Origin of the sequence: Amycolatopsis tucumanensis, from assembly GCF_021654135.1 — a bacterium.
Classification (GTDB): Bacteria; Actinomycetota; Actinomycetes; order Mycobacteriales; family Pseudonocardiaceae; genus Amycolatopsis_E; species Amycolatopsis_E tucumanensis.
The window spans coordinates 179,236-200,203 of sequence record NZ_JAKGSD010000009.1; the positions used below are offsets into that span (position 1 = coordinate 179,236).

Below are 20,968 nucleotides of genomic sequence, written 5' to 3' on the forward strand. Positions count from 1 at the left end.
CGCCCGGAGCTCGTCATTCCGCTCGCAGCGCCTCCACTCTGGTGACCGCCCGGAGCGCGGGCAACGCCGCGCCGGTCACCGCGAATACCAGGACCACCGCCGTCACGGCGGTGACACCGATGAAGCCCGCGTCCACGTGCAGGCTGATGTCCGCGCCGAGCAGCCGCACGAGGAGGGCGCCGGTGCCGATCGCCACCGCCACGGCGACCGCCACCCCGAACACCAGCGGGATCGCGTTCTGCCAGAGCAGTGACCGTCCCAGGACCGGCAGCGGCACACCTGACGCGTGCATCGCCGCGAAGGCCCTCCGCCGTTCGCTCAGCTGCCCGGCCAGCAGCACCAGCAGACTGACCGCCGCGATGACGAGTCCCAGCAGACCGCCGGTGTAGAGCAGCCTGTCGACCGCGGCCAGGAAATCGTTCCCCCCGCCGTAGTACTCGTCCTCGCTGTACGCCGTCGCCTGCCACCCGAGCGGCCCGAGCGCGGCCCGGACCCGGTCGAGGGCACCCGTCTCGCCTGGAGTGAGGAGGAGCTCGATCATCCGCCCGCCGTCCGGCAGGTGCTGCGCGCTCGCGGCTGCCGGCGTCACCGCCAGGCCGACACCGTGGGCGACGCCAGCGGTGCCGGGAGAGATGGTCGCCGCTTCCGCCGGGACCGTGAACGGCGTTTCGTCCACGGTCATGGTCGAACCTGGCTGGACTCCCGACCCGGCCACGACGTACACGGCGCCGTCGACACACCCGGACGTTCCGAAGAGGTGCTCCAGCACCGGGCACGGCGCGACCAGCGATTCCACCGGCCCGCCGGTCCAGGGTCGCGCCGCCAGCCGTTGGATCGGGTACGCGCCGACCAGCCCTGGCGTCCCCTCGAGCAGGCGCATCGCCTCCGCTTCAGCGTCGTCGGTCACGCTGAGGTTCCCGGTCCCGGTCCCGGTGGCGACCCGAGCGCGATCCGCGTCCGCGGCGGCCGAGCCGATCATCGTCTGCAGCGTGATGACCCCGGCCAGCACGACCACCACGCCTGCCACGACACGGTTCGGCGTGCCGCTGTCGAGCTGCAGCCGCCGGACGGCCAGTTGCCACGCCGGACTCCCGCCCCGGATCCGCCGCACCACCAGGTCGGTGATCCACGGCATGACCGCGGGCACGCCGATCAGCAGGAGCGTCGACCCGGCGAGCAGGAACGGCAGGGTGCTGGCCGGACGGGACGACACTCCCAGCAGCTTGTCCGGCAGCAGAAGCACGACACCGAGCGCGATCAGGACCAGCCGCCACCACAGCCGTCTGCGCTCCGGCTTCGCGTTGCGCAGGACCGCGAGCGGTTCGACGACGAGCCGCCGCAACCCGAACCAAGCCGGCCCGACCGCGAGCACCGGGACGAGCAGAGCCACCACCACCCCCAGTGGCCAGCCCGGCACGAAGTCCGGGCCGAAGACGGTGATCCCCTCGAACTCCAGCCCCGCGGCCGACCCCCGCACCGCGAAGTAGATGGCCAGGCCCAGCACGCCGCCGGCCAAGGCGCCGGCCAGCGATTCGCCGGCGGCGATCCGGTGCACCTGCCCGCGCCGCGCGCCCGCGAGGCGGAGCGTGGACAGCCGCCGCTCACGCTCCGCACCGCCGATCCGGCTCGCCGCGCTGAGCAGGACGAGCATCGGGATGAGCAGCACGACAACGCCGACGATCAGCAGGAAGACTAGCTGCGGGGACGAGGAGTCCGGTGCCCCGCCCGCCCCGAAACCGGTGACCGCGACTCCCCCGTTCGCGGCACGGATACCAGTGGTGCCGACGTAGGCGAACAACTCGTCCGGGCCGGCGAGCCCCTCCGGTGCGATGGTGCCGACCACGCGCCCCGGGAATCGCTGCTGCAGCAACGGGTCCACCGCGAGCCGCTCCGCGAGCGCCGGCGACAGGACCGTTTCACCGGCTTGCGGGATCGCGACCAGACCGGGTGGAACCGGCGCGTCCGGGCCGACGGCGTCCAGCCAGGTGATCGTCAACGTCCGGTCTCCCACCGGGGTGAAGTTGGAAGACAGGTACAGCGACGCGGGCCCGTCCACGGCCGCCGGTTCGCGCGCGGCGATTCGGTCGCTTCGCTCACTCAGGGCGTTGATCGTGCTCGCGAGCAGCAGGAGCATCGCCAGCGACAGACCGATGCCGATCGTGGTCAGCACCAGACGGGGCAGGTTGGCGCGGAACGTCCGGCCGCCCCCGACGGCCAGCCGGAAGCCCAGCGCGAAGTCGTTGAGCCAGCTCACGGGACGGCCACCCGCTCCGGTGTCCGGCCGTCCCGGACGATGACCTCGCGGTCGGAGTACGCCGCCACCCGCACGTCGTGCGTGACCAGCACTACCGCGGTGCTCAGCTCCTTCGCCGCCGCCACGAGCAGGCGCATCACGCGTTCGCCGTTGAGGGAGTCCAGCGCTCCCGTCGGCTCGTCGGCGAAGACGACCTTCGGCGTGGTGATCAGGGCCCGCGCGATCGCCACCCGCTGCCCCTGGCCGCCGGACACCTCACCGGGCCGCTTGCCGGCGAGGTCGCCGAGCTCGAACCGGTCGAGAGCCGCCCGCGCCGACGCCTCGGCCGGCTTGCGCTTCATCCCGCCCAACCGCAGCGGCAGCGCGACGTTTTCCAGGCACGACAGCTCGGGGACGAGCTGGCCGAACTGGAAGACGAACCCGAACTCGCTGCGGCGCAACGAAGATCGGTCTCCGTCGGACAGGCTCGCCAGGTCGCGCTCGCGGTAGACGACCCGGCCGTCGTCCGGCGGCACGATCCCGGCCAGGCAGTGCAGGAGCGTGGACTTGCCCGACCCGGACGGCCCCATGACGGCGACGATCTCCCCCGCGTCGATCTCGAAGTCGGCGCCACGCAACGCCTCGGTGGGCCCGAACGACTTGCGCAGACCGGTGGCACTGAGCAGGCTCATGCCTTCACCTGCCCGGCGAGCTCGTCGAGGCGGGCCGCGGTCAGTTCGAGCCAGCGCAGGTCCGCTTCCAGGTGGAACAGCGCGTGGTCGCAGATCAGCGTGTCCGCGAGGTCGCCCTCGACTTTGCGGCGGGTCAGCTCGCGCATGACCTTCAAGTGCGCGGCGCGCTGGGTGTCGAGCACCGTCGCCGCGTCGCGACCGGACATCAACGCGAGCACGACCTTGGTGTACAGCGTGTTCTGCAGGTACGCCTCCGGCTTCTCCGGAGTGCTGAGCCACTGCTCGACGTCGGTGATCCCGGCATCGGTGATCGCGTAGCTCTTGCGCTCCGGACCACCGCCCGGCTCGACCCCGCTCTCGGTGACCAGGCCGTTGCGGAGCAGGCGCGCCAGCGTGGCGTACACCTGCCCGTAGTGCAGCGGCCGGTCGTGCCCGAAACGCTCGTCGTACGCGCGTTTGAGCTCGTAGCCGTGCCGGGGGCCCGCCTCGAGCAGGCCGAGAAGTGTTTGTCCGATCGCCATGGACAGGACTATACACACGGTGTAGAGTCGCTGTCTATACACCCGGTGTATAGACAGCGCTCCCAGCGCGAGTGGGAGTGGCAAGCGCTGGGGGCTCGAGCGGGCGATCCAGCGGTCGCCTCTCGGCGAAAGGCGCGACACGGCTCCAGCAGGACTGGTGTTCCGTGACGGCGAAGAGGTGAGGCCCGGGGGACACGGACCGGATCGGCCACCCGGTCCAGCAGCGCCCCTCGACTACTTGTTCCAGGAGGTCAGCAGGCACAGAGACAAAACGGGTGACCGGCCGGATCGGCGTAGACCCGGAACCTCGATGCGTCGTCGAGCATTTTCGCGCCCAGCGACAAGGCACGGCTGTGGGCCGCTTCGAGATCCGTCACGTCCAGGTCCAGGTGGAGCTGCTGCGGAACATCCTGCCCCGGCCATTCCGGCGCACGGTAGGACTCGACGCGCTGGAAGGAGACCCGGACTCCATCCAGACCGTCGAGGACCACCCAGCTGTCGTCGTCCACCTTCGGCTGCGGCAGGTCCAGCAACCGCGCGTAGAACCCGGCCAGCTCCACCGGATCCGGGCAGTCGAGAACGATCGCGCCCAGTTTCGGAACGGCACCCATGCGATTCCTCCAGCACTCGAACGGCCAGCAAGCGGATAACCAGTGAAAGGAGTATGCAAGTTACGCGACACGTCCGCAACCACCGTCCGGCTTACACTGGTGACGTGAGCTCGACGGACGTGTCCCTCGTGGTGGATTTCCTCAATACCCTCGACGTGGAGGACGACACTGATGTGCTCACGAACGCAGCCTCGTGGCGCGCCTGGAGCCATGAACGCGGGCTGGAAGCGGGCCCGGTGTCCGCGGCGCGGTCCGCCCGCACGGCCCTGCGCGCCGCGGTCGGCGACACCTTGGACGCGTCGCCGCTGGCGGTTCCGGTCACGATCGAACTGGCCGTCGGCGGGCCGGCCCTGGTCACCCGCGACGCGGTCGGTGCCGTGATGGCCGCGGCCGCCAGGTTGGCGGTGCTCGGGCAGTGGACGCGGGTGAAGATCTGCCCGGCGGACGACTGCCGCTGGGCGTTCTACGACGAATCCCGCAACCGCTCACGCACCTGGTGCTCCATGCAGGTGTGCGGCAACCGGGAGAAGGCGCGCAGCTGGCGCCAACGCCGGGCCTGAACACCCGGTGGAGTTGCCCACAGCACACCTGTGGACAACTCGTCCACCTGTGGACAACCCGGAAAGATGCAGGTCAGCGCATCTGCTGCGCCGTGTCGGCTGCCGAAACACGCCTCCGCCGTCCTGCGGGGCAGCCGGACGCGCTTGGCTGCCACCAGCCGGGCGTGGCATCGGCTGTCCTGACGCCGCGCTGTGCAGGCCGGAACCGTCGGGCCGCGGTAGGTCAGAACAGCAGCTGGGCCACGGTGTAGATCACCAGGCCGGCGAGTGCGCCGACGACGGTGCCGTTGATGCGGATGAACTGGAGGTCCCGGCCGACCTGCAGTTCGACCTTTCGCGAGGTCTCCTCCGCGTCCCAGCGCTCGACGGTGTCGGTGATGATCGTGGTGATCTCGGTGGAGTAGTTGCGCACCACGTAGGCAGCGGCGCCCTGCACCCAACCGTCGACCTTGCCGCCGAGTCCTTCGTCGGACACCAGGCGCTCGCCCAGGTTCCGCAGGCCCTCACGGACGCGGCGGCGCAGCTCGCTCGACGGGTCCTCGGCCGCGTTGAGCAGCATGCCCTTCGCGGTGCTCCACGCCGAACCGATCAGCTTCTGCACGTCGGGGTGGTCGAGGATCTGCTGCTTGACCTGCTCGGCGCGGGCCATGGTCTCCGCGTCGTTCTGGAGGTCCTGGGCGAACTCGCCGAGGAACTTGTCCAGGGCCAAGCGCATCGGGTGGTTGACGTCGGTCTTCACGGCCCACGCGAACGACAGGACCTCGCCGTACACCTTGTCGGCCAGCATCGCGTCGACGAACTTGGGCGACCAGCTCGGGGCGCGGTCGGAAACCACGCGCAGCACGGTGGCGTGGTTGTCGCGCACCCACTCGTACGCTCGGTCGCACATCAGGTCCACGAGCTTGTAGTGCGCGCCGTCGGCGAAGACCTGCTCCAGCAGCTTGCCCAGCGGCGGGCCCCACGGCTGCTCGACGACCCGCCGCACCACCGCCTGCTCCATGACGGCCTGCACGTCCTCGTCCTTGAGCACCGTCACGACACCGCGCACGACGGTGGCGAGTTCGGAGGTGACCCGCTCGGCGTTCTCCGGCTTGGCCAGCCACTCGCCGAACCGCCGGGAGACCTGGACGCGCTGCAGCTTGTCGCGGACCACGTGCTCGGACAGGAAGTTCGTGCCCACGAACTCGCCGAGGCTGCTGCCGATCATGTTCTTCTTGCTGGGGATGATCGCGGTGTGCGGGATCGGCAGGCCGAGCGGTCGCCGGAACAGCGCGGTCACGGCGAACCAGTCCGCCAGCGCGCCGACCATGCCCGCCTCGGCGGCGGCCCGCACGTAGCCGACCCAGCCCGGCCAGCCGGCCGACTGCGCCCACGTCGTCAACAGGAAGATCACGGTCGCGCCGAGCAGGAAGGCGAGCGCCACCAGCTTCATCCGGCGCAGCGCCCGCCGCTTGCCCTCCTGGTCCGGGACCGGGGGAAGGCCGATGTCAGCGGGGGTCAGTTGCTCCACGACCCCATTGTCCGTGAGGATCGGCCATTATGCGCGAACCAGCTCTCGTCCCCCGGCTGCGGCCGTTCACGTCGACCATCTTCGCGGAGATGACCGCGCTCGCCGTGCGCACCGAAGCGGTCAACCTCGGCCAGGGCTTCCCGGACACCGACGGACCGTCCGGAATGCTCGACGCCGCGAAGAACGCGCTGTTCGGCGGCGCGAACCAGTACCCGCCCGGGCCAGGGAGGCCGGAACTGCGGGCGGCGATCGCACGCCACCGGGCGCGCTACGGGCTGTCCTACGACCCGGACAACGAGATCCTCGTCACCGCCGGCGCCACCGAAGCCATCTCCGCGGCGCTGCTGGCGCTGACCGAACCCGGCGACGAGGTCATCGTGATCGAGCCGTATTACGACTCGTACGCGGCGGCGGTCGCGATGGCGGGAGCGACCCGGCGGGTGGTCTCGCTGGTGGAGGGTGCGGACGGGCGGTTCGCGCTCGACCTCGACGCGCTGCGGGCCGCGGTCACCCCGGCGACACGCGCGATCCTGGTGAACTCGCCGCACAACCCGACGGGAACCGTTTTCACGCGCGAGGAGCTGTCGGCGATCGCCGACCTGTGCCGGGAACGGGACCTGATCGCGGTCACCGACGAGGTGTACGAGCACCTGGTCTTCGACGACGCCGAGCACGTACCGCTGGCCGCGTTCCCGGGGATGCGCGACCGGACGGTGTCGATCTCCAGCGCGGGCAAGACGTTCAACTGCACCGGCTGGAAGATCGGCTGGGTGTGCAGCAGCCCGGAACTGGTGGCTGCGGTGCGGGCGGCGAAGCAGTTCATGACCTTCGTGTCCGGCGGGCCGTTGCAGCCGGCCGTCGCGCATGCGCTCGACCACGAACTGCCGTGGGTGGAGTCGCTGCGGACCTCGCTGGCGGCCAAACGAGACCGGCTGTCGGCGGGCCTCACGGCGGCGGGCTTCAGGGTGCGGCCGAGCCTCGGCACGTACTTCGTGTGCGCGGACGTGCGGCCGCTGGGCTTCACGGACGCCGCCGAGCTGGCGTGGCAGCTGCCGGAGCGGGTCGGGGTGGCGGCCGTGCCGGTGAGTGTGTTCACGGACAACCCGGCGGAGTGGCGGCACGTGCTGCGGTTCGCGTTCTGCAAGCGGGACGAGGTGCTGGACGAGGCGATCGAGCGGCTGCACAAGCTGGCCTGAGCGCGGTTCGGCCCGACGGAGGCGGCGCATCGGCGCGAATCCTTGTCCGGGCGCGATCGCGGGTGGGTGGGTGCACCGCGAGATCGCGGCCGGGCTCGTGGATTGGGCATACCCGCTGGCGCACCGGGGCGCGAGGCTGGAGCGCCGGACGGCTGTGGCCGGAGGGCCGAGAGGTCACAGCGCCGGGAGCCGGAGCGCCGGGAGACCGGAGCACCGGGAGACCGCACAGCACCGCAGGCCGTAAGGCCGCGGGCGAAGGGCCGCAACGTCCAGCGCTGGAATGCCCAGAGCCGCAACCGCGCGGCGTCGGGCCGGAGCGCCGGAACTGAAACGCCGGAATAGCCGGTCGAGCCAGCGCGCCAGCGAGCTGGTCGAGCCGGAGAGCCGGAGAGCCGGGGAGCCAGTCGAGCCGGAGAGCCGGACACGGAACTCCTGCACCCGGCGGCCCGCGGCCGGGTGTCGGCGCACTGCGCCTGCACCCGGCGGCCGGCGCAGTGCGGCGCCGGGCCCGGTGAGCCCCTCCGGCTCGCGCGCCGCCGTAGCGAGTCCAGTGCGCGGCCGCGCTCCTCCGGCTCGCACGTCGCCGCAGCGAGTCCAGCGCGCGGCCGCACTTCTCCGGCTCGCGCGCCGCCGGGCCCGGTGAGCCCCTCCGCCTCGCGCGCCGCCGCAGCGAGTCCAGTGCGCGGCCGCGCTCCTCCGCCTCGCGCGCCGCCGCAGCGAGTCCAGTGCGCGGCCGCGCTCCTCCGCCTCGCACGTCGCCGCAGCGAGTCCAGTGCGCGGCCGGGCCCTCCCGGGCTCACGCGTGGTCGTAGCCGTGGGCTTCCAGGTAGCGGCGTAGGCGGTCGAGGGCTCTGCGGCGCGTCGGGCCGACGCTGCCGATCGCTATGCCCAGCTCGGCGGCTATTTCAGCGTGTGTGGCCGGTGGGTCTTGCATCAGGAGTTCCACCAGGCGCCTCTGGGCGGCCGGCAGCTGGGCCACCGCCCGGTGTAGCAGGGCGTCCCGCTCACTGGCCAGTACTTGGCGTTCCGGGGTGAGCTCGTCGGGCCGGTCGCACTCCGCTGGGATCTCCCGCCGCCGCGACTCCAGCACCCTCAGCGCCTGCCGCCGGGCCGTCGTCGCCAGCCAGGCGGGTAGGCGGGCCGGCTCCCGGAGCTCCCGCAGCTGCGCCAGCGACACCCACGTGTTCTGGCAGACGTCGAACGCGTCGGCGTCGCCGAGCCGGTGCGCCCGCGCCACGCGCAGCACCACCACCGACAACCCGCGCACCAACGCGGACCACGCGCCCTGGTCGCCACGCCACGCCCGGGCCAGCAACTCGATCAGTTCGATTTCGGTCATTGCACCCCTCGCGATCACCGGTCCCGACTCAGATGGCCCGGCCTGCGCGGAAGCTCCCGAAAACCGCTGGTAGGCGAGAAGTTGAGTAAAAGTACGCACACGTTGCGTGATCAACTAACGAACAGACACACGGAAGGCGGAATCAGGGTTCCGCCGTACGGGGCTGGATCGATCGCTTTCGAGGTGAAACACTCGCCACCGGCAGGAGAAATCAGGCTGGGATCAGCACACCTGATGACCAGGCCGGAACAAACTTTCCGTAGTCGTTCGTGGACGGTGGTGGTGGCGATGCGCGACGCGATCAGCGCGCGCCACTCCGCGCGAACACTTCCGGTCGAACTCAAGCTGCTGCTCGCGGGCGGATTCGTGCTCGCGGGCTGGCTGCTCACCGCGGTCCTCGGCGCGCCATCGGCCGCCGCCGACGAGGCGCCGTCCGAACCGGACACCGTCACCACGCAAGAGCAGCCGAACCTCCTCGGCACGGTGACCGGACTCGTCGACGTCGTCACCGACACGGTGAACACCACACTTTCGACCGTCACCGACACGGCGGAATCGGCACTGACGACCGTCACCGAAACGGCTGACCAAGCGACGCAGCCGATCACCGGAATCGTCGACGAGACCGTTCAGACGATCACCCCGAAGGCACCCGAGCGGTCCGAACCGGCCGACACCGGAACCGTGGACAGCGAGCCGGCCGTCACCGAACCGGCGCCCGCGCCCCCGGCTCCCGCCGAACCTCCCGCGCAGCCTCCCGCCGAGCCGGCCCCCGCGCCCGTGCACGCGGTCACGCACCACGCGCCCGCCGTCAAGCACGCGATAGCGCCGGCGCAGCACCAAGACATCCCGGACCCGGTGCGCGCGGACAACGCCCCGCCGGCTCCGGCACCCACCGACCCGGGTGATCCCGGCGTCGTCATCACCGTTTCCCACGACTCCGGCAACGGCAGCCGCGACCTGCTGGCCGTCCTCGGCCCGCGTGCCTCCGCTGCCCCGGTTCAGCCGATCGTGGGAGCGCTGACCAGCGGTTTCGTGGGTATGGGCACCGTAGCGGGCCTGCCGCCCACCTCGCCCGACTGACGCGAGACCCGTTCACACAGGCGACCCGCGTCCACAACAAGATCAACTAGCGGGCCCCTCCGCAGCACACCTCTGCCGCCCGAGGGCCGAATCCCAGTCTTCCCGACCGGCCAACCGCGCCTGGCCGGATCGGGCGCTGGTCCCGGCGTCGCGATGCCCCCGCGACGCCGGGGCCCCACCGGGCACGTGTCGAGAGCTTCTGCTCACCGCGCCGAGCAGAAGCCCGATGCGCGCCTAGCCGCGATGACCCGCCGGCACGTCGAGGGGCGGTGCCGGCGGGTCACCGTGGAGCCCGGCCCGGAGCGATCCGGGCCGGGCGTCCCGCAGCCGGTGCGCTGGACGTCTTCGCCGAACTTCCTCCCTGGAGCGGCGAACGGACGACCAGCGCACCGGCTGTTCTTCCGGAACCCGTCACGCCACCGGCAGGTCGTCGGCAGGCTGCACGCGCACCGAGGCGGCCGCCAGCGCCAGCCGGGTCACCGCGTCGGTCAAGCGATCCGCCGGCTGCGCGAACGGGATCCGCAACCAGTGCTCCAGCCCGCCCTGGGCGCTGAACCTCGAACCGGGCGTGATCTGCACACCGTGGTTGGCCGCGGCGATCGCGAGCCGCGTGCTCATCGGTTCCGGCAGGCGGCACCACAGCGACAACCCGCCCGACGGCACGCGGAACCGCCAGTCCGGCAGCTCCCGCCGCAGGGCCTCGGTCAGCGCGTCCCGCTGGGAGCGCAGGACGGCCCGGCGCGCGGCCGGGTCCGGGTCGCCCGCGTCGAACAACTCCGCCAGCACCAGCTGCTCGAACACCGGCGACCCCAGGTCGGACGCGAACCGCGCCGAGGTCAAGCGCGTCACCAGTTCCTCCGGCGCCCGGATCCAGCCGATCCGCAGGCCGCCCCAGTGCGACTTGGACACCGTGCCGACCGTGATCGCCCAGTCCCCGGCGAACGCGGCCAGCGGCGGCGGCCCGTCATCCCCCTCCAGGTCCAGCTCGACGAACGTCTCGTCCACCACCGCATGCGTTTGCGTCCGGGCCAGCAGCGCCCCCAGCTCCGCCCGCCCGGACGTGTCGAGCCGGTAGCCGGTCGGGTTGTGGAAGTCGACGATCAGGTACGCGAGCCGGGGCGCGGTCTGGCGCACCGCGGCCTCCACCCCCGCCAGGTCCCACCCGTGCTCGCCGAGCGCCACCGGCACCGGCGTCGTGTGCGCGGCGCGGATCGCGTCCAGGGCGTTCGGGTACGTCGGCTGCTCCACCAGCACCCGGTCGCCGGGGTGGGTCAGCATCCGCAGCACCAGGACGAACGCGTGGTGCGCGCCGTTGGTGATCAGGATCTGCCCTGGCGAGGTGGGCAGGCCGCGCGCGGTGTAGCGGGCGGCGATCCGCTCGCGCAGGGACGCAAGGCCGGTGCCGGTGTAGCCGTGCCGCCCCAGCTCGTCGACGAGCAGCAGCCGGGCGCGGTCGACCGCGGCCATCACCCCCGGGGCCGCCGGCGTCGCCGCGCGGACGAGGTCGATCGCCTGCGGCACGTCCGGCGACACCGGCTCCGGTGTCTTCCCCCGCGGCTTGGTGATCCACGATCCCGCACCCCGCCTGCTGGCCACGAGTCCCGCCTCGCGCAGGCGGTCCAGCGCGGCCGCCACCAGGGTGCGGCTGACGTCCAGCGCCTCGGCCAGCTCTCGCTCCGAGGGCAGCCGGGTGCCGACGGGCAACTGGCCGTCGAGGACGCCCAGCTCGATCGCCGCCGCGAGGTCCGCGGCGCCGTGACGCGAACCACTTCGACGCCACATGCCGAGCACAAGGGCCAATCTGCGGGCCGAAATCCGGCCGATGGGGTCCATGACAGCCAATTATCCCGAATTGGCTCTGGTTATCCAGTCCAACTGGCCGCAAAGTGGTCGGCGTGACTGCAATCGATCTTCGGCCGGTGCGCGTCTCGGTCAGCCCCGCGCGCCGGCTCACCCAGCTGATGGGCGGTCTCGCCCTCTACGGCACGAGCATGGCGATGATGACGCGCGCCGGGCTCGGCCTGTCCCCGTGGGACGTCCTGCACGAGGGACTGGCCGCACGCACCGGGCTCAGCTTCGGCACCGTCGTCGCCATCGCCTCGGTCGGCGTGCTCGCGTTGTGGATCCCGCTCCGGCAGCGCCCCGGGCTCGGCACCGTGATGAACGTGCTGGTCATCTCGGTGACCGTCGACCTGGTGCGAGCCGTCCTGCCCGACCAGCACGCACTCGGCTGGCAGATCGCGCTGCTGCTCGGCGGCGTCGTGCTCAACGCCGTGGCGACCGCGGTGTACGTCGGCGCCCGGCTCGGCCCCGGCCCGCGCGACGGGCTGATGACCGGGCTGGCCGCCCGCAACACCTGGTCCGTCCGCTCGGTGCGCACCTGCATCGAGCTCACGGTGCTGGCGGCGGGGTGGTTCCTCGGCGGCACGGTCGGCGCCGGCACCGTGCTCTACGCGCTCGCGATCGGGCCACTCACGCAGGCGCTCCTCCCCCACGTCACCTGGCGCGAGTCACGCTAGCGCCTGCCGGACCCGCCGCGCGTCCACGTCGAACCGGGCGAGGACGTCGGCGGCGGGTCCGCGCAGCGCGGTGAGCGCGAGCAGGATGTGCTCGCTCCCGAGTTCCTTGCCGCCCAAGGAGATCACCTCCTTCAGGCACACCTGCAGCACTTTCTTCGACTCGTCGGCGAACGGGATGTGCCGCCGCTTCCGACCGCCGCCGCCACGGGCGAGCGCGTTCGGCCCGTGCGCCTGCTCGACGCGGTCGAGGATGGCGTCGACGTCGATGCCGAACTCGCCGAGCGCCTCGGCGTCGGCCTCGGTGATCCCGCCGCGGCGGCGCACGCGCGCGGTTTCGGCGGCGACGTCGTCGAGCGCCACGCCGAACCCGGTCAGCAGGCGGGCCGCTTTGCTCTCCGGGAAGTGCAGCAGCGCGACCAGCAGGTGCAGCGGGTCGATCCGCTCCGAATCCAGCCGGATCGCGTCCTGCTGCGCCTCGACGACCACCTCGCGGGCGTCCGCGGTGAACTTCTCGAACATCACTGCCTCCCGTACTTCTTGTGCACGGCCTGCCTGCTCACGCCCAGCTCGGCCGCGATGTCCTGCCACGACCAGCCCTGCGCCCGCGCGCTGCGCACCTGCACGGCTTCGAGCTGTTCGAGCAGCCGCCGCAGCGCGGCCACGGCACGCAGGCCGACCTGGGGATCGCGGTCGCCGGCGCGGGCGGCCAGATCGGTTGCCTTCGTCATGACGTCAACCTACGTTGACACCACCACCTTGTCAACCAAGGTTGACGGCTAGGGTCGGACGGGTGATCCACGTGGCCGAACGGCCCGGCGTCGGCCTCGACGGCCGCCCGCGCCCCAGCGAGGACCGGGTCGTGGTGCTGGACCGGGCCGTCGCGGTGCTCGACGGCGCGACCTCGGCCGGCCCGGACCAGCCCTCCGGCGGCTGGTACGCCGAACGCCTCGCGGCGCAGCTCGAACGGGAACTGCCCGGCGATCTCCGTCCCGCACTGGCGCGGGCGATCGCCGCTGTCGCACGGGAACACGGCCTGCGCCCGGGATCGTCGCCGTCCAGCACCGTGGCGATGCTGCGCTGGGACGACGACCGGGTGGACGCCCTGGTGCTGGCGGACAGCCCGATCGTCGCGTTCGGACAGTCGGCCGACGTGCTCGCCGACGACCGGCTGGCCACCCTGCGCCGCGCGGGGCGGTTGCGGACGCAGCAGGCCGTGCGGGCGCTGCGCAACCGGCCCGGCGGGTTCTGGGTCGCCGAAGCCGATCCGTCGGCCGCGGACCACGCGCTGACCCGCAGCTGGCCGCGCGCCGCACTGGACGCCGTCCTGCTCGCCACCGACGGCGTGTCCTGCGGTGTCGACGACTACGGCTTGTTCACCTGGCCCGAAGCCCTGCGGCTGGCCCGCGCCCGCGGGGTGGACGCGGTGCTCGACACCGTCCGCGCGGCCGAGGACGGCGATCCGGACGGGACGCGCTGGCCGCGGGCCAAGCGCCACGACGACCAGGCGCTGGTGCTCGTCGAGTTCGGGCGACCCTAGGGGAAAGATCGGGGACTTCTCCGGATCTTCCGCGGGCCGCACAGCGGAAAGCTGCTTCCATGGGGATTTCCGAAAGAGCCCGGCCCTGGCTGCTCGCGGCGAACGTGGCGATCGGCTGGGGACTGTTCACCGCCTTCATCCTGCACGTGGTCAGCGGCCGCAACCCCGTGTCGGACACCCTGTCCAGTTACGCGCTCGCCGACGGCGGGGTCGGTCTGCTCGGCGCGAGCATGATCGCGATCGCCGTCGGGTCCGTCGCGCTGCTCGCGGCGCTCAAGGCCGCCGGCCACCGGCTGAGCCGGACCACCCAGGTGCTGTTCTGGGCCTGGTCCACCGGGCTCGTCGCGGCCGCGTTCTTCCCCGCCAGCTACCCGGAACGGTTCGACCCGGTGAGCGGCCAGATCCACGAATACGCCTGCGCCATCGCGTTCCTGAGCCTCGCCGCGCTGGGCTGGACCCTGCCCGCCGGCCTGCGGATCCACCCCGCGGTCGTGCGGCTGACGCTGCTGACGCTCGGCGGTGTGCTGCTGTTCGGGGTGAGCTACCTGGTTCCGGGCGTGCTGCCCGTCGGGCTGAGCCAGCGGCTCGCGCTCGCCGCGGACGTCGGCCTCCTGATCACGATCGCCCGCGTGGTCGCGGTTCCGGCGCCGGTTCCGGCGAAACCGCGGGAGCGTGTATCCAGCTGACCCCCGGCGCCCTCTGTTCCAGCAAGGGCCGGGATGGTCCGGCCGAACTGGGGGCTTTCTGGGGGGAAAGACTTCATGACCGACGTCATCACGCAACCAGCAGCGACGCTCACCGGGCCGGGCTTCGGCCTCACGAAGTTCGCCGACCCGCTGCGGGTGCCGCCGCTGATCCGGCCGCACTCCTGGTGGCACCAGGACGAAATCACCGTCAACATGGTCCGCTCACGGGTCCGGCTGCACAGCCAGCTGCCGGAAACCGAGGTGTGGGCCTACGAGGGCCAGTTTCCCGGCCCGACCGTGGAAGTGCGCAGCGGCAAGCAGTTGCGCGTCAGCTGGAGCAACGACATCGACGGCACCATCCCGGTGGTCGCCGTCCGGCAGCACGCCGAACTCGCCGACATCACCGCGCCGGTTCGCACACCCGGCTGGCGCAACCCGGACGGCACACCGCAGCCGGGCGCCGAGATCATCGACGGCGTGTCCGCGCTGCCCGCGTGGACCGTGGTGCACCTGCACGGCGCGCGCACCGGCGCCGGCAACGACGGCTGGGCGCACAACGCGGTGCTGCGTGGCGCGTCCCAGCTCGCGGAGTACCCGAACGGCCAGCAGTCCGCCACGCTCTGGTACCACGACCACGCGATGGCGGTGACCCGCTTCAACGTCTTCGCCGGGCTCTCCGGGATGTACCTGATCCGGGACGACGAGGAGGACGCGCTCGGCCTGCCCGCTGGCGACCGCGAAATCCCGCTGATCATCACCGACCGCAACCTCGACACCGATCCGGCCACCGGCGCCCTGACCGGGCAGCTGCTGTTCAAGATCCCGTTCATCACGCCGGCCGGTCCCGAGGGGCCGAAGGTGCCGATCCCGTTCACCGGGCCGTTCACGCTGGTCAACGGGGTCATCTGGCCGCACCTGGATGTCGACGCGCGCTGGTACCGGTTCCGGCTGCTGAACGCGTCGAACTCGCGGTTCTACCGGCTCAACCTCGTCGACGAGACCGGCGCGGTGAACAACGACGGCGTCCGGATCATCGGCACCGACGGCGGTCTGCTGCCCGCGCCGGCCGCGTTCCCGGCGGCGGGCCTGGTGCTGGCGCCGGCGGAGCGCGCGGACGTGCTGATCGACTTCAGCCGGTACCAGGGGCAGAGCCTGACGCTGCGGGACACGCTGGCCGACCGGACCGAGCCGGACGTCATGCAGTTCCGGGTCGAGAACCGGGAACGGCACGACCAGTTCACGCTGCCCGAGGTCGTCTCGCGGTCGTACGTGCGGCTGCACCACGGGACGACCGTGCCGGAGGACCACGACCACGTCTTCGTCGCGCTGGTCCCGCCCGGCACCGCGGGCGAGGCTCACCCGCAGATGTGGGAGCTGCAGGAGGTCACCGACCCGGCGGAGTTGCCCGCGCAGTTCCCGGCCGAGGGGTTCATCCAGCTCACCGATCCCGCGGACGGCGCGGTGCGCACCTTCCGGATGGTGGCGAGCCTGTTCGACGACACCACCACGTTCTTCATCGACCACGACCGGTGGGCGATCTGGAACTTCGTCAACCTGGGGGGCCCGACCCACCCGATGCACATCCACCTGGCCGAGTTCCAGATCCTGACCCGCCGCGCCTACCCGCTGGACGCGGCGGGGAACGTGATCGGGTTCGACCCGGCCGTCGGCGGGACGCTCGCGCCGCTGCCGGTGCCTGGTGACGGCAGGCCGCTGGAGAAGTACGAAGAGGGCTGGAAGGACACCTTCCAGGTACAGGCGGGCGAGTGGGTGAGCGTGGCCGGTCACCACACCGGGGCGACCGGCGAGTTCATGTACCACTGCCACATCCTCGACCACGAGGACGAAGGCATGATGCGGCCGTTCGTCGTGCACCCGCCCGAGGTGGCGCGGTTCCACGTCCACCCCGGGTCGTCTCATGGGGGCGGTCACTGAGGTGACCGGGCCGGCGGCGTCCCTGGGTGCGGGGCGCCGCCGGTTGCCGCGTCAGAACGCGGTGCGACCGCCGTCGACGACGATCGTCGTGCCGGTGACGTAGCGGGCCTCGGACGAGATCACCCAGGCGACGAGACCGGCGACGTCGGCCGGTTCCCCGGCGAAGCCGAGCGGGGTTTCCTTCACCAGCCCGACGGCGGCGGTGTAGTCCGGGCTGCGGCTGGTTCCGGTGGCGATGTCGCCCGGCGCGACGCCGACCACGCGGACCCCGTGCTGGGCGAGGTCGCACGCCAGCGCCCTGGTCAGTCCGCCGAGCCCGGCCTTGCTCGCCACGTACGCGGGCACGTCGCGCTGGGCCTGGAACTCCGCGATCGAGCTGATGTTGACGATCACGCCCTGGTTCAGGACGAGCTGGGCGAACGCCTCACGGGCCAGGCGCAGCGGCGCCTTGAGGTTGGTGTCGACGATCCGGTCGATCAGCTCGTCGCTCGCGCTTTCCACCGGCCCGAAGGCCGCGTAGCCGCTGATGCCCGCGTTGTTCACGAGGACGTCGAGCCGTCCGAAGTGGCGCACGCACTCGGCCACCGCGTCCCGGCAGCCGCCGCCGGTGGCGAGGTCGTGCGCGCCGACCTGGATCAGTTCGGCGAACGGGTGTTCCGCGAAGAGTTTCCGGCCTTCGCTCGCGTCCTCTTCGGTCCGCTGGACCACGAAGACGGTCATCCGCTCGGCCGCCAGCCGGGAGGTGATCTCGGCGCCGATGCCGGTGGCGCCACCGGTCACCAGCGCGGTCCGTTGCGCACCCATCCGCCGCCACCTCCCTGAAACGTGCGTTTCAAACTACAAGGCGAGACGGAAGAGCGTCAACGGCCGCGGGTGCGAGCGTAGTGGGCGCGTGCCTTCGTCCGGTTGCCGCAGCGCGACATGGAGCACCACTGGCGGTTGCGCTTCGGCGAGGTGTCCGCGAACCGCAGCCCGCAGTCGTGGTACGCGCAGATCCGGACGTCGGCCTCGCCGGTCGCCAGGTCGATCGCGTCCACCGCCAGCGCGCCGAACGCCCCTTCGACGGGGTCCGGCGCGTCGAACCGCCGGTGCGCGACGCCGTCGCCGTCGATGCGCAACTGCGGCACCGGCGCGTTGCGCGCGTGCCGGTTCAGCAGGCGGACGTCGGCAGGCCGCCCCTCACCCCGCGCGACGCGGTCGACCGCCTCCCGCAGCGCGATCGCCGCCGCGAGCGAGTCCGGCGACGCGGGCACCGGCCGGGGCAGCAGACCGGCGAGCACCAGCCACTCGACCAGCGTGGACGGCGAGGTCAGCAGCTCGCGACCGCCGCGGTGCCGGTCCCGGAGCGTGTTCACCAGGTCCAGGCACGGGCGGCCGCCGTCGAAAACCCACTGCGCCTTCACCGGGTCCAGTGTACTCTAACCCATATAACCGGTTAGGAAGGTGAGACATGGACTCGCACATGGCGACCGTCAACGGCATCCGCATGCACTACCGGCGAGCCGGCGAGGGTCCGCCGGTCGTCCTGCTGCACGGCTGGCCCCAGACCTCCTACTGCTGGCACCGGATCTTCGACTCGCTCGCGCGGGAGCACACCGTCATCGCGCCGGATCTGCGCGGCTACGGGCTCACCGACAAACCGCGGACGGGCTTCGACAAGCGCACCATGGCCGCCGACGTCTCCGCCCTGCTGCACGAGCTCGGCTTCGGCTCGGCGAGCGTGGTCGGGCACGACCGCGGCGGCCGCGTCGCGCACCGGTGGGCGCTGGACCGTCCGGACGAGGTGGAGCGCCTGGCCGTGCTCGACATCATCCCGACGCGCGAGATGTGGCGGCGGCTCGACGCCGGTGTCGGCCGCGGCTACTGGCACTGGCTGTTCCACCTGCAACCCGACCTGCCGGAACTACTGGCAGGCAAGGACATCGCGGCCTACCTGGGGTACTTCTTCGAGCGCTGGACCTACCAGCGGCAGGGCCTCGCCCCGGAGGCGATCGCCGAGTACGTCCGCGCGTTCTCCGCCCCGGGCGCCCTGCGCGCCGGTTTCGACGACTACCGCGCGTCCTTCCCGGACGACGCCGAACACGACGACGCCGACGCCGGGCGCAAGCTCGCGATGCCGGTGCTCGCGTTGTGGGGACAGGCCGGACTGCTCGGCTCACTGCCCACTTTGGACATCTGGCGGGAGTACGCCGAGGACGTCACCGGCGAGGGGCTGCCCGAGTGCGGCCACTTCCTCGCCGAGGAACAACCGGAGGCGCTGCTCGCGCACCTCAAGCGCTTTCTGTGATCCGGAAGACCGGGAAGCCGGGCGCGATGCCGCGCAGCACCTCGTCCGGCGACCGGTGGTCGACGCCCTCGAAGAACCGGCTGACCTCCCACGCCCACCGCTTCAGGTAGGCGCGCAGGATCACCGGTTTTTCGTCGTCGGCCAGCTCGGCGAACCGGAACGTCTCGACGCGGCGCCCGACGCGCAGCTGACCCTCGCCCGCCGCGCGCAGGTTGCGCACCCACTGCGTCTGCCCGCGCGGCGCGACGAGGTAGCGCTGCCCGCCGACCTTCAGCAGGTTCACCGGCGTCGACCGGATCTCCCCCGACTTGCGGCCGCGGAGCAGCAGCACCCGGCTGCCCGCCAGGCTCACGCCCAGCTTGGTCAGGAACTGCACGGCCACGTTGAAGACGCTGTCACCCTTGCCGGGCTTGAGGTAGCGGTCCACCTGGGTTCTCCCTTCTGCGAGAGCGGTGCTCTCTGTTGAGATCAGTGAACACCTCGGCGGAGCGACTGTCAAGAGCACTGCTCTCTAATTTGTTCGGCGCTCTCTCGCATGGCACACTCGACGGCATGCCAGCCAGCAAGACCGCGCGCGAACGGGCCCGCGCCGAACTGACCCGCGAGATCAAGGACGAGGCGCGCCGCCAGCTCGGCGAGGTCGGCCCGCACGGGCTGTCGCTGCGGGCCGTCGCCCGCGAGCTGGGCATGGTGTCCTCCGCGCTCTACCGCTACTTCCCGAGCCGCGACCACCTGCTGACCGAGCTGATCATCGACGCCTACAACGAGATCGGCGAAGCGGCCGAGCGCGCCGACGACCCGTCCGCCGCACCGCGCGATCGCTGGCTGCGCATCTGGGCCGCCACCCGCGACTGGGCGAAGCGGAACCCGCACGAGTACTCGCTGATCTACGGCTCGCCGGTGCCCGGTTACCAGGCGCCGCAGGACACGATCACGCCTGCCGGCCGCGTGGCGCTGGCGCTGGTCCGCGTCATGGAGTCCGCCGATCTCGCGCCCGCGATGCCCGGCCCGCCGCTGCCCGTCGAGCTGGCCGAACAGGCACGCAAGGTCCAGACCGCGCTCGGGACGTCGCTCCCGGAGGCGGACCTGGTCCGGCTGATGACCGCGTGGACCCACCTCTTCGGCGCCATCAGCTTCGAGCTGTTCGGCCAGTACGCCAACACGGCGGATCCCGCGGACGCCTATTTCGCCTACACGGCAGGGCAATCGGCCGCTTTCGTCGGCCTGCCGTGAAGGGTTTACGCGTTGTGGCAGACTCGTCGCATGGCGGCGGATGACGAGGTGCTGCGGGCCGTCGAGGGAAGCCTCGACCGGCCGTCGGCGGCCCGGGTGTACGACTACTTCATCGGTGGGAACCACAACTACGCGATCGACCGCGCGTTCGGCGACAAGGTCCGCGCGAGGCTCCCGCTGATCCCCGACTCCGCGGTGGCGTGCCGTCAGTTCCTCGGCCGCGCCGTGCGGTACGCGTCGCAGTCGGGGATCCACCAGTACGTCGACATCGGCTCCGGCCTGCCGACCGCGGGCAACGTGCACGAGGTCGCCGACGAGGCCCGCCCGGAGCACGACACCACCGTCGTCTACATCGACAACGAGCCGATCGCGCTCGCGCACTCGCAGCTGCTGCTCGCCGACACGGCGGACCCGGACCGCCACCACGCGATCGCGGGCGACCTGCTGGAGCCGGTCGACCTGTGGGAGCGGGTCGCCGAGACCGGCGTCATCGACTTCGAGCAGCCGGTCGCGCTGGTGATCAACGCGGTGCTGCACTTCATCAAGGACGAGCAGCAGCCGCACCAGGCGCTGGACTTCTACCGCGAGCAGCTCGCGCCGGGGTCGTTCCTGATCATGTGCCAGCTCACTGACGAGAACCCGGCCGACGACGAGGAGCGCCGGGCGCTGGACGACCTCAAGGCCTACTACGAGACCACCACGAACCCCGGGCAGTACCGCTCGCGGGAAGAGTTCCTGAAGTTCTACGGCGACTTCGAACTGGTCGAGCCGGGGCTCGTCTACGCGCCTGAGTGGCACCCCGACGAGAACGCCCTGTTCGCCGACGCGCCGTCGAAGTCACGCATCCTCGCCGCGGTGGCCCGCAAGCCGTAGGGCCTGTCCTCAAAGCCAGATGAGCAGTGTGGCCAGGTCGATCATGCTCCGGTAGGAGGTGGCGGTCTTGTCGAATCGGGCCGGTCAACAGGATCGACAAGGGCCGTCCGTGGCCGTCGCAGGCGAGGTGGATCTTGGTGGTTGGTCCGCCGC

The 20,968-nt window shown here is 71.7% G+C and carries 22 protein-coding genes; 10 read left to right on the forward strand and 12 right to left on the reverse strand.

Translation table 11 applies throughout. The features are described from left to right. Positions 1–13 precede the first annotated feature (13 nt). The 4 genes from L2C96_RS12625 to L2C96_RS12640 all read right to left on the reverse strand — a co-directional run bounded on the left by L2C96_RS12625 (position 14) and on the right by L2C96_RS12640 (position 4,057). Positions 14–2,254: an FtsX-like permease family protein gene (locus L2C96_RS12625; protein WP_237336259.1), complete on the reverse strand. Its 2,241-nt coding sequence runs from the start codon at positions 2,252–2,254 to the stop codon at positions 14–16. Next, positions 2,251–2,925 carry an ABC transporter ATP-binding protein gene (locus L2C96_RS12630; protein WP_237336260.1) on the reverse strand — a complete coding sequence of 225 codons (675 nt, stop codon included), beginning with the start codon at positions 2,923–2,925 and terminating at the stop codon, positions 2,251–2,253. Before L2C96_RS12630 ends, L2C96_RS12625 begins: the two co-directional genes overlap by 4 nt. Beyond that, positions 2,922–3,446, reverse strand: a complete 525-nt coding sequence (locus L2C96_RS12635; RefSeq protein WP_020419550.1) for a PadR family transcriptional regulator — start codon at positions 3,444–3,446, stop codon at positions 2,922–2,924. Before L2C96_RS12635 ends, L2C96_RS12630 begins: the two co-directional genes overlap by 4 nt. A 251-nt stretch (positions 3,447–3,697) precedes the next feature. Continuing rightward, positions 3,698–4,057, reverse strand: coding sequence for a VOC family protein (locus L2C96_RS12640; RefSeq protein WP_020419549.1), 360 nt, complete (start codon positions 4,055–4,057; stop codon positions 3,698–3,700). A gap of 104 nt (positions 4,058–4,161) precedes the next feature. On the opposite strand from L2C96_RS12640, the gene L2C96_RS12645 reads away from it, so the two are divergent. Next, entirely contained in the window at positions 4,162–4,617 is a 456-nt protein-coding gene (locus L2C96_RS12645; RefSeq protein ID WP_237336261.1) for a CGNR zinc finger domain-containing protein, read from the forward strand. A 223-nt stretch (positions 4,618–4,840) separates the two neighbouring features. Here the strand turns inward: L2C96_RS12645 and L2C96_RS12650 are convergent, their stop codons facing one another. After that, entirely contained in the window at positions 4,841–6,127 is a 1,287-nt protein-coding gene (locus tag L2C96_RS12650) for a DUF445 domain-containing protein (RefSeq protein ID WP_237336262.1), read from the reverse strand. Positions 6,128–6,156: 29 nt separating this feature from the next. On the opposite strand from L2C96_RS12650, the gene L2C96_RS12655 reads away from it, so the two are divergent. After that, positions 6,157–7,323 carry a pyridoxal phosphate-dependent aminotransferase gene (locus L2C96_RS12655; protein ID WP_020419546.1) on the forward strand — a complete coding sequence of 389 codons (1,167 nt, stop codon included), beginning with the start codon at positions 6,157–6,159 and terminating at the stop codon, positions 7,321–7,323. 796 nt (positions 7,324–8,119) lie between these two features. On the opposite strand, the gene L2C96_RS12660 is transcribed toward L2C96_RS12655, so the two are convergent. Continuing rightward, complete coding sequence (locus L2C96_RS12660) at positions 8,120–8,662, reverse strand: RNA polymerase sigma factor (protein ID WP_237336263.1); 543 nt, start codon at positions 8,660–8,662, stop codon at positions 8,120–8,122. A 288-nt stretch (positions 8,663–8,950) separates the two neighbouring features. Between L2C96_RS12660 and L2C96_RS12665 the strand changes: the two genes are divergently transcribed. Then, positions 8,951–9,745, forward strand: a complete 795-nt coding sequence (locus tag L2C96_RS12665; RefSeq protein ID WP_237336264.1) for a hypothetical protein — start codon at positions 8,951–8,953, stop codon at positions 9,743–9,745. A 411-nt stretch (positions 9,746–10,156) separates the two neighbouring features. Here L2C96_RS12665 and yczR read toward each other — a convergent pair whose 3' ends face one another. Further along, on the reverse strand, positions 10,157–11,578 hold the full coding sequence (yczR, locus tag L2C96_RS12670) for a MocR-like transcription factor YczR (protein WP_237336265.1): 1,422 nt from the start codon (positions 11,576–11,578) through the stop codon (positions 10,157–10,159). A 62-nt stretch (positions 11,579–11,640) separates the two neighbouring features. Here yczR and yczE point away from each other — a divergent pair, with 62 nt between their 5' ends. Further along, on the forward strand, positions 11,641–12,264 hold the full coding sequence (gene yczE, locus L2C96_RS12675) for a membrane protein YczE (protein ID WP_237336266.1): 624 nt from the start codon (positions 11,641–11,643) through the stop codon (positions 12,262–12,264). On the opposite strand, the gene L2C96_RS12680 is transcribed toward yczE, so the two are convergent. Continuing rightward, complete coding sequence (locus tag L2C96_RS12680; RefSeq protein ID WP_237336267.1) at positions 12,256–12,783, reverse strand: Clp protease N-terminal domain-containing protein; 528 nt, start codon at positions 12,781–12,783, stop codon at positions 12,256–12,258. The genes yczE and L2C96_RS12680 overlap by 9 nt on opposite strands. After that, positions 12,783–12,992 carry a helix-turn-helix domain-containing protein gene (locus L2C96_RS12685; protein ID WP_020419540.1) on the reverse strand — a complete coding sequence of 70 codons (210 nt, stop codon included), beginning with the start codon at positions 12,990–12,992 and terminating at the stop codon, positions 12,783–12,785. Before L2C96_RS12685 ends, L2C96_RS12680 begins: the two co-directional genes overlap by 1 nt. Positions 12,993–13,054: 62 nt before the next feature. On the opposite strand from L2C96_RS12685, the gene L2C96_RS12690 reads away from it, so the two are divergent. The 3 genes from L2C96_RS12690 (at position 13,055) to L2C96_RS12700 (ending at position 16,422) form a co-directional block, all read left to right on the forward strand. Next, positions 13,055–13,801 (forward strand): protein phosphatase 2C domain-containing protein, encoded by a 747-nt coding sequence (locus L2C96_RS12690; protein ID WP_237336268.1) that lies wholly within the window; start codon positions 13,055–13,057, stop codon positions 13,799–13,801. A 59-nt stretch (positions 13,802–13,860) separates the two neighbouring features. Next, a complete protein-coding gene (locus L2C96_RS12695) occupies positions 13,861–14,487 on the forward strand; it encodes a DUF998 domain-containing protein (protein WP_237336269.1) in 627 nt (208 codons plus the stop codon). Between the two features lie 75 nt (positions 14,488–14,562). Then, positions 14,563–16,422 carry a multicopper oxidase family protein gene (locus L2C96_RS12700; RefSeq protein ID WP_237336270.1) on the forward strand — a complete coding sequence of 620 codons (1,860 nt, stop codon included), beginning with the start codon at positions 14,563–14,565 and terminating at the stop codon, positions 16,420–16,422. 51 nt (positions 16,423–16,473) lie between these two features. Here L2C96_RS12700 and L2C96_RS12705 read toward each other — a convergent pair whose 3' ends face one another. Beyond that, on the reverse strand, positions 16,474–17,226 hold the full coding sequence (locus L2C96_RS12705; RefSeq protein ID WP_237336271.1) for an SDR family NAD(P)-dependent oxidoreductase: 753 nt from the start codon (positions 17,224–17,226) through the stop codon (positions 16,474–16,476). Positions 17,227–17,282: 56 nt separating this feature from the next. Beyond that, on the reverse strand, positions 17,283–17,825 hold the full coding sequence (locus L2C96_RS12710) for a CGNR zinc finger domain-containing protein (protein WP_237336272.1): 543 nt from the start codon (positions 17,823–17,825) through the stop codon (positions 17,283–17,285). A 47-nt stretch (positions 17,826–17,872) separates the two neighbouring features. On the opposite strand from L2C96_RS12710, the gene L2C96_RS12715 reads away from it, so the two are divergent. Beyond that, positions 17,873–18,709 carry an alpha/beta fold hydrolase gene (locus L2C96_RS12715; RefSeq protein WP_020419534.1) on the forward strand — a complete coding sequence of 279 codons (837 nt, stop codon included), beginning with the start codon at positions 17,873–17,875 and terminating at the stop codon, positions 18,707–18,709. Here L2C96_RS12715 and L2C96_RS12720 read toward each other — a convergent pair. Next, positions 18,693–19,136 (reverse strand): nitroreductase family deazaflavin-dependent oxidoreductase, encoded by a 444-nt coding sequence (locus tag L2C96_RS12720; RefSeq protein WP_237336273.1) that lies wholly within the window; start codon positions 19,134–19,136, stop codon positions 18,693–18,695. The two genes, L2C96_RS12715 and L2C96_RS12720, sit on opposite strands and share 17 nt — an antisense overlap. 125 nt (positions 19,137–19,261) lie before the next feature. Between L2C96_RS12720 and L2C96_RS12725 the strand changes: the two genes are divergently transcribed. After that, the gene (locus L2C96_RS12725) at positions 19,262–19,942 is read left to right on the forward strand and encodes a TetR/AcrR family transcriptional regulator (RefSeq protein WP_237336274.1); all 681 of its coding nucleotides are present in this window, start codon (positions 19,262–19,264) and stop codon (positions 19,940–19,942) included. A gap of 30 nt (positions 19,943–19,972) precedes the next feature. Continuing rightward, the gene (locus L2C96_RS12730) at positions 19,973–20,815 is read left to right on the forward strand and encodes an SAM-dependent methyltransferase (protein ID WP_237336275.1); all 843 of its coding nucleotides are present in this window, start codon (positions 19,973–19,975) and stop codon (positions 20,813–20,815) included. Positions 20,816–20,968: the final 153 nt, after the last annotated feature.

Bases quoted from the DNA above. Each gene is read 5' to 3' on its own strand.
- L2C96_RS12640 (WP_020419549.1), bottom strand. From the start codon at position 4,057: ATGGGTGCCGTTCCGAAACTGGGCGCGATCGTTCTCGACTGCCCGGAT.
- L2C96_RS12695 (WP_237336269.1), top strand. From the start codon at position 13,861: ATGGGGATTTCCGAAAGAGCCCGGCCCTGGCTGCTCGCGGCGAACGTG.
- L2C96_RS12655 (WP_020419546.1), top strand. From the start codon at position 6,157: ATGCGCGAACCAGCTCTCGTCCCCCGGCTGCGGCCGTTCACGTCGACC.
- L2C96_RS12635 (WP_020419550.1), bottom strand. From the start codon at position 3,446: ATGGCGATCGGACAAACACTTCTCGGCCTGCTCGAGGCGGGCCCCCGG.
- L2C96_RS12660 (WP_237336263.1), bottom strand. From the start codon at position 8,662: ATGACCGAAATCGAACTGATCGAGTTGCTGGCCCGGGCGTGGCGTGGC.
- yczR (WP_237336265.1), bottom strand. From the start codon at position 11,578: ATGGACCCCATCGGCCGGATTTCGGCCCGCAGATTGGCCCTTGTGCTC.
- L2C96_RS12700 (WP_237336270.1), top strand. From the start codon at position 14,563: ATGACCGACGTCATCACGCAACCAGCAGCGACGCTCACCGGGCCGGGC.
- L2C96_RS12730 (WP_237336275.1), top strand. From the start codon at position 19,973: ATGGCGGCGGATGACGAGGTGCTGCGGGCCGTCGAGGGAAGCCTCGAC.
- L2C96_RS12685 (WP_020419540.1), bottom strand. From the start codon at position 12,992: ATGACGAAGGCAACCGATCTGGCCGCCCGCGCCGGCGACCGCGATCCC.
- L2C96_RS12705 (WP_237336271.1), bottom strand. From the start codon at position 17,226: ATGGGTGCGCAACGGACCGCGCTGGTGACCGGTGGCGCCACCGGCATC.
- L2C96_RS12665 (WP_237336264.1), top strand. From the start codon at position 8,951: ATGCGCGACGCGATCAGCGCGCGCCACTCCGCGCGAACACTTCCGGTC.
- L2C96_RS12725 (WP_237336274.1), top strand. From the start codon at position 19,262: ATGCCAGCCAGCAAGACCGCGCGCGAACGGGCCCGCGCCGAACTGACC.
- L2C96_RS12715 (WP_020419534.1), top strand. From the start codon at position 17,873: ATGGACTCGCACATGGCGACCGTCAACGGCATCCGCATGCACTACCGG.
- L2C96_RS12680 (WP_237336267.1), bottom strand. From the start codon at position 12,783: ATGTTCGAGAAGTTCACCGCGGACGCCCGCGAGGTGGTCGTCGAGGCG.
- L2C96_RS12630 (WP_237336260.1), bottom strand. From the start codon at position 2,925: ATGAGCCTGCTCAGTGCCACCGGTCTGCGCAAGTCGTTCGGGCCCACC.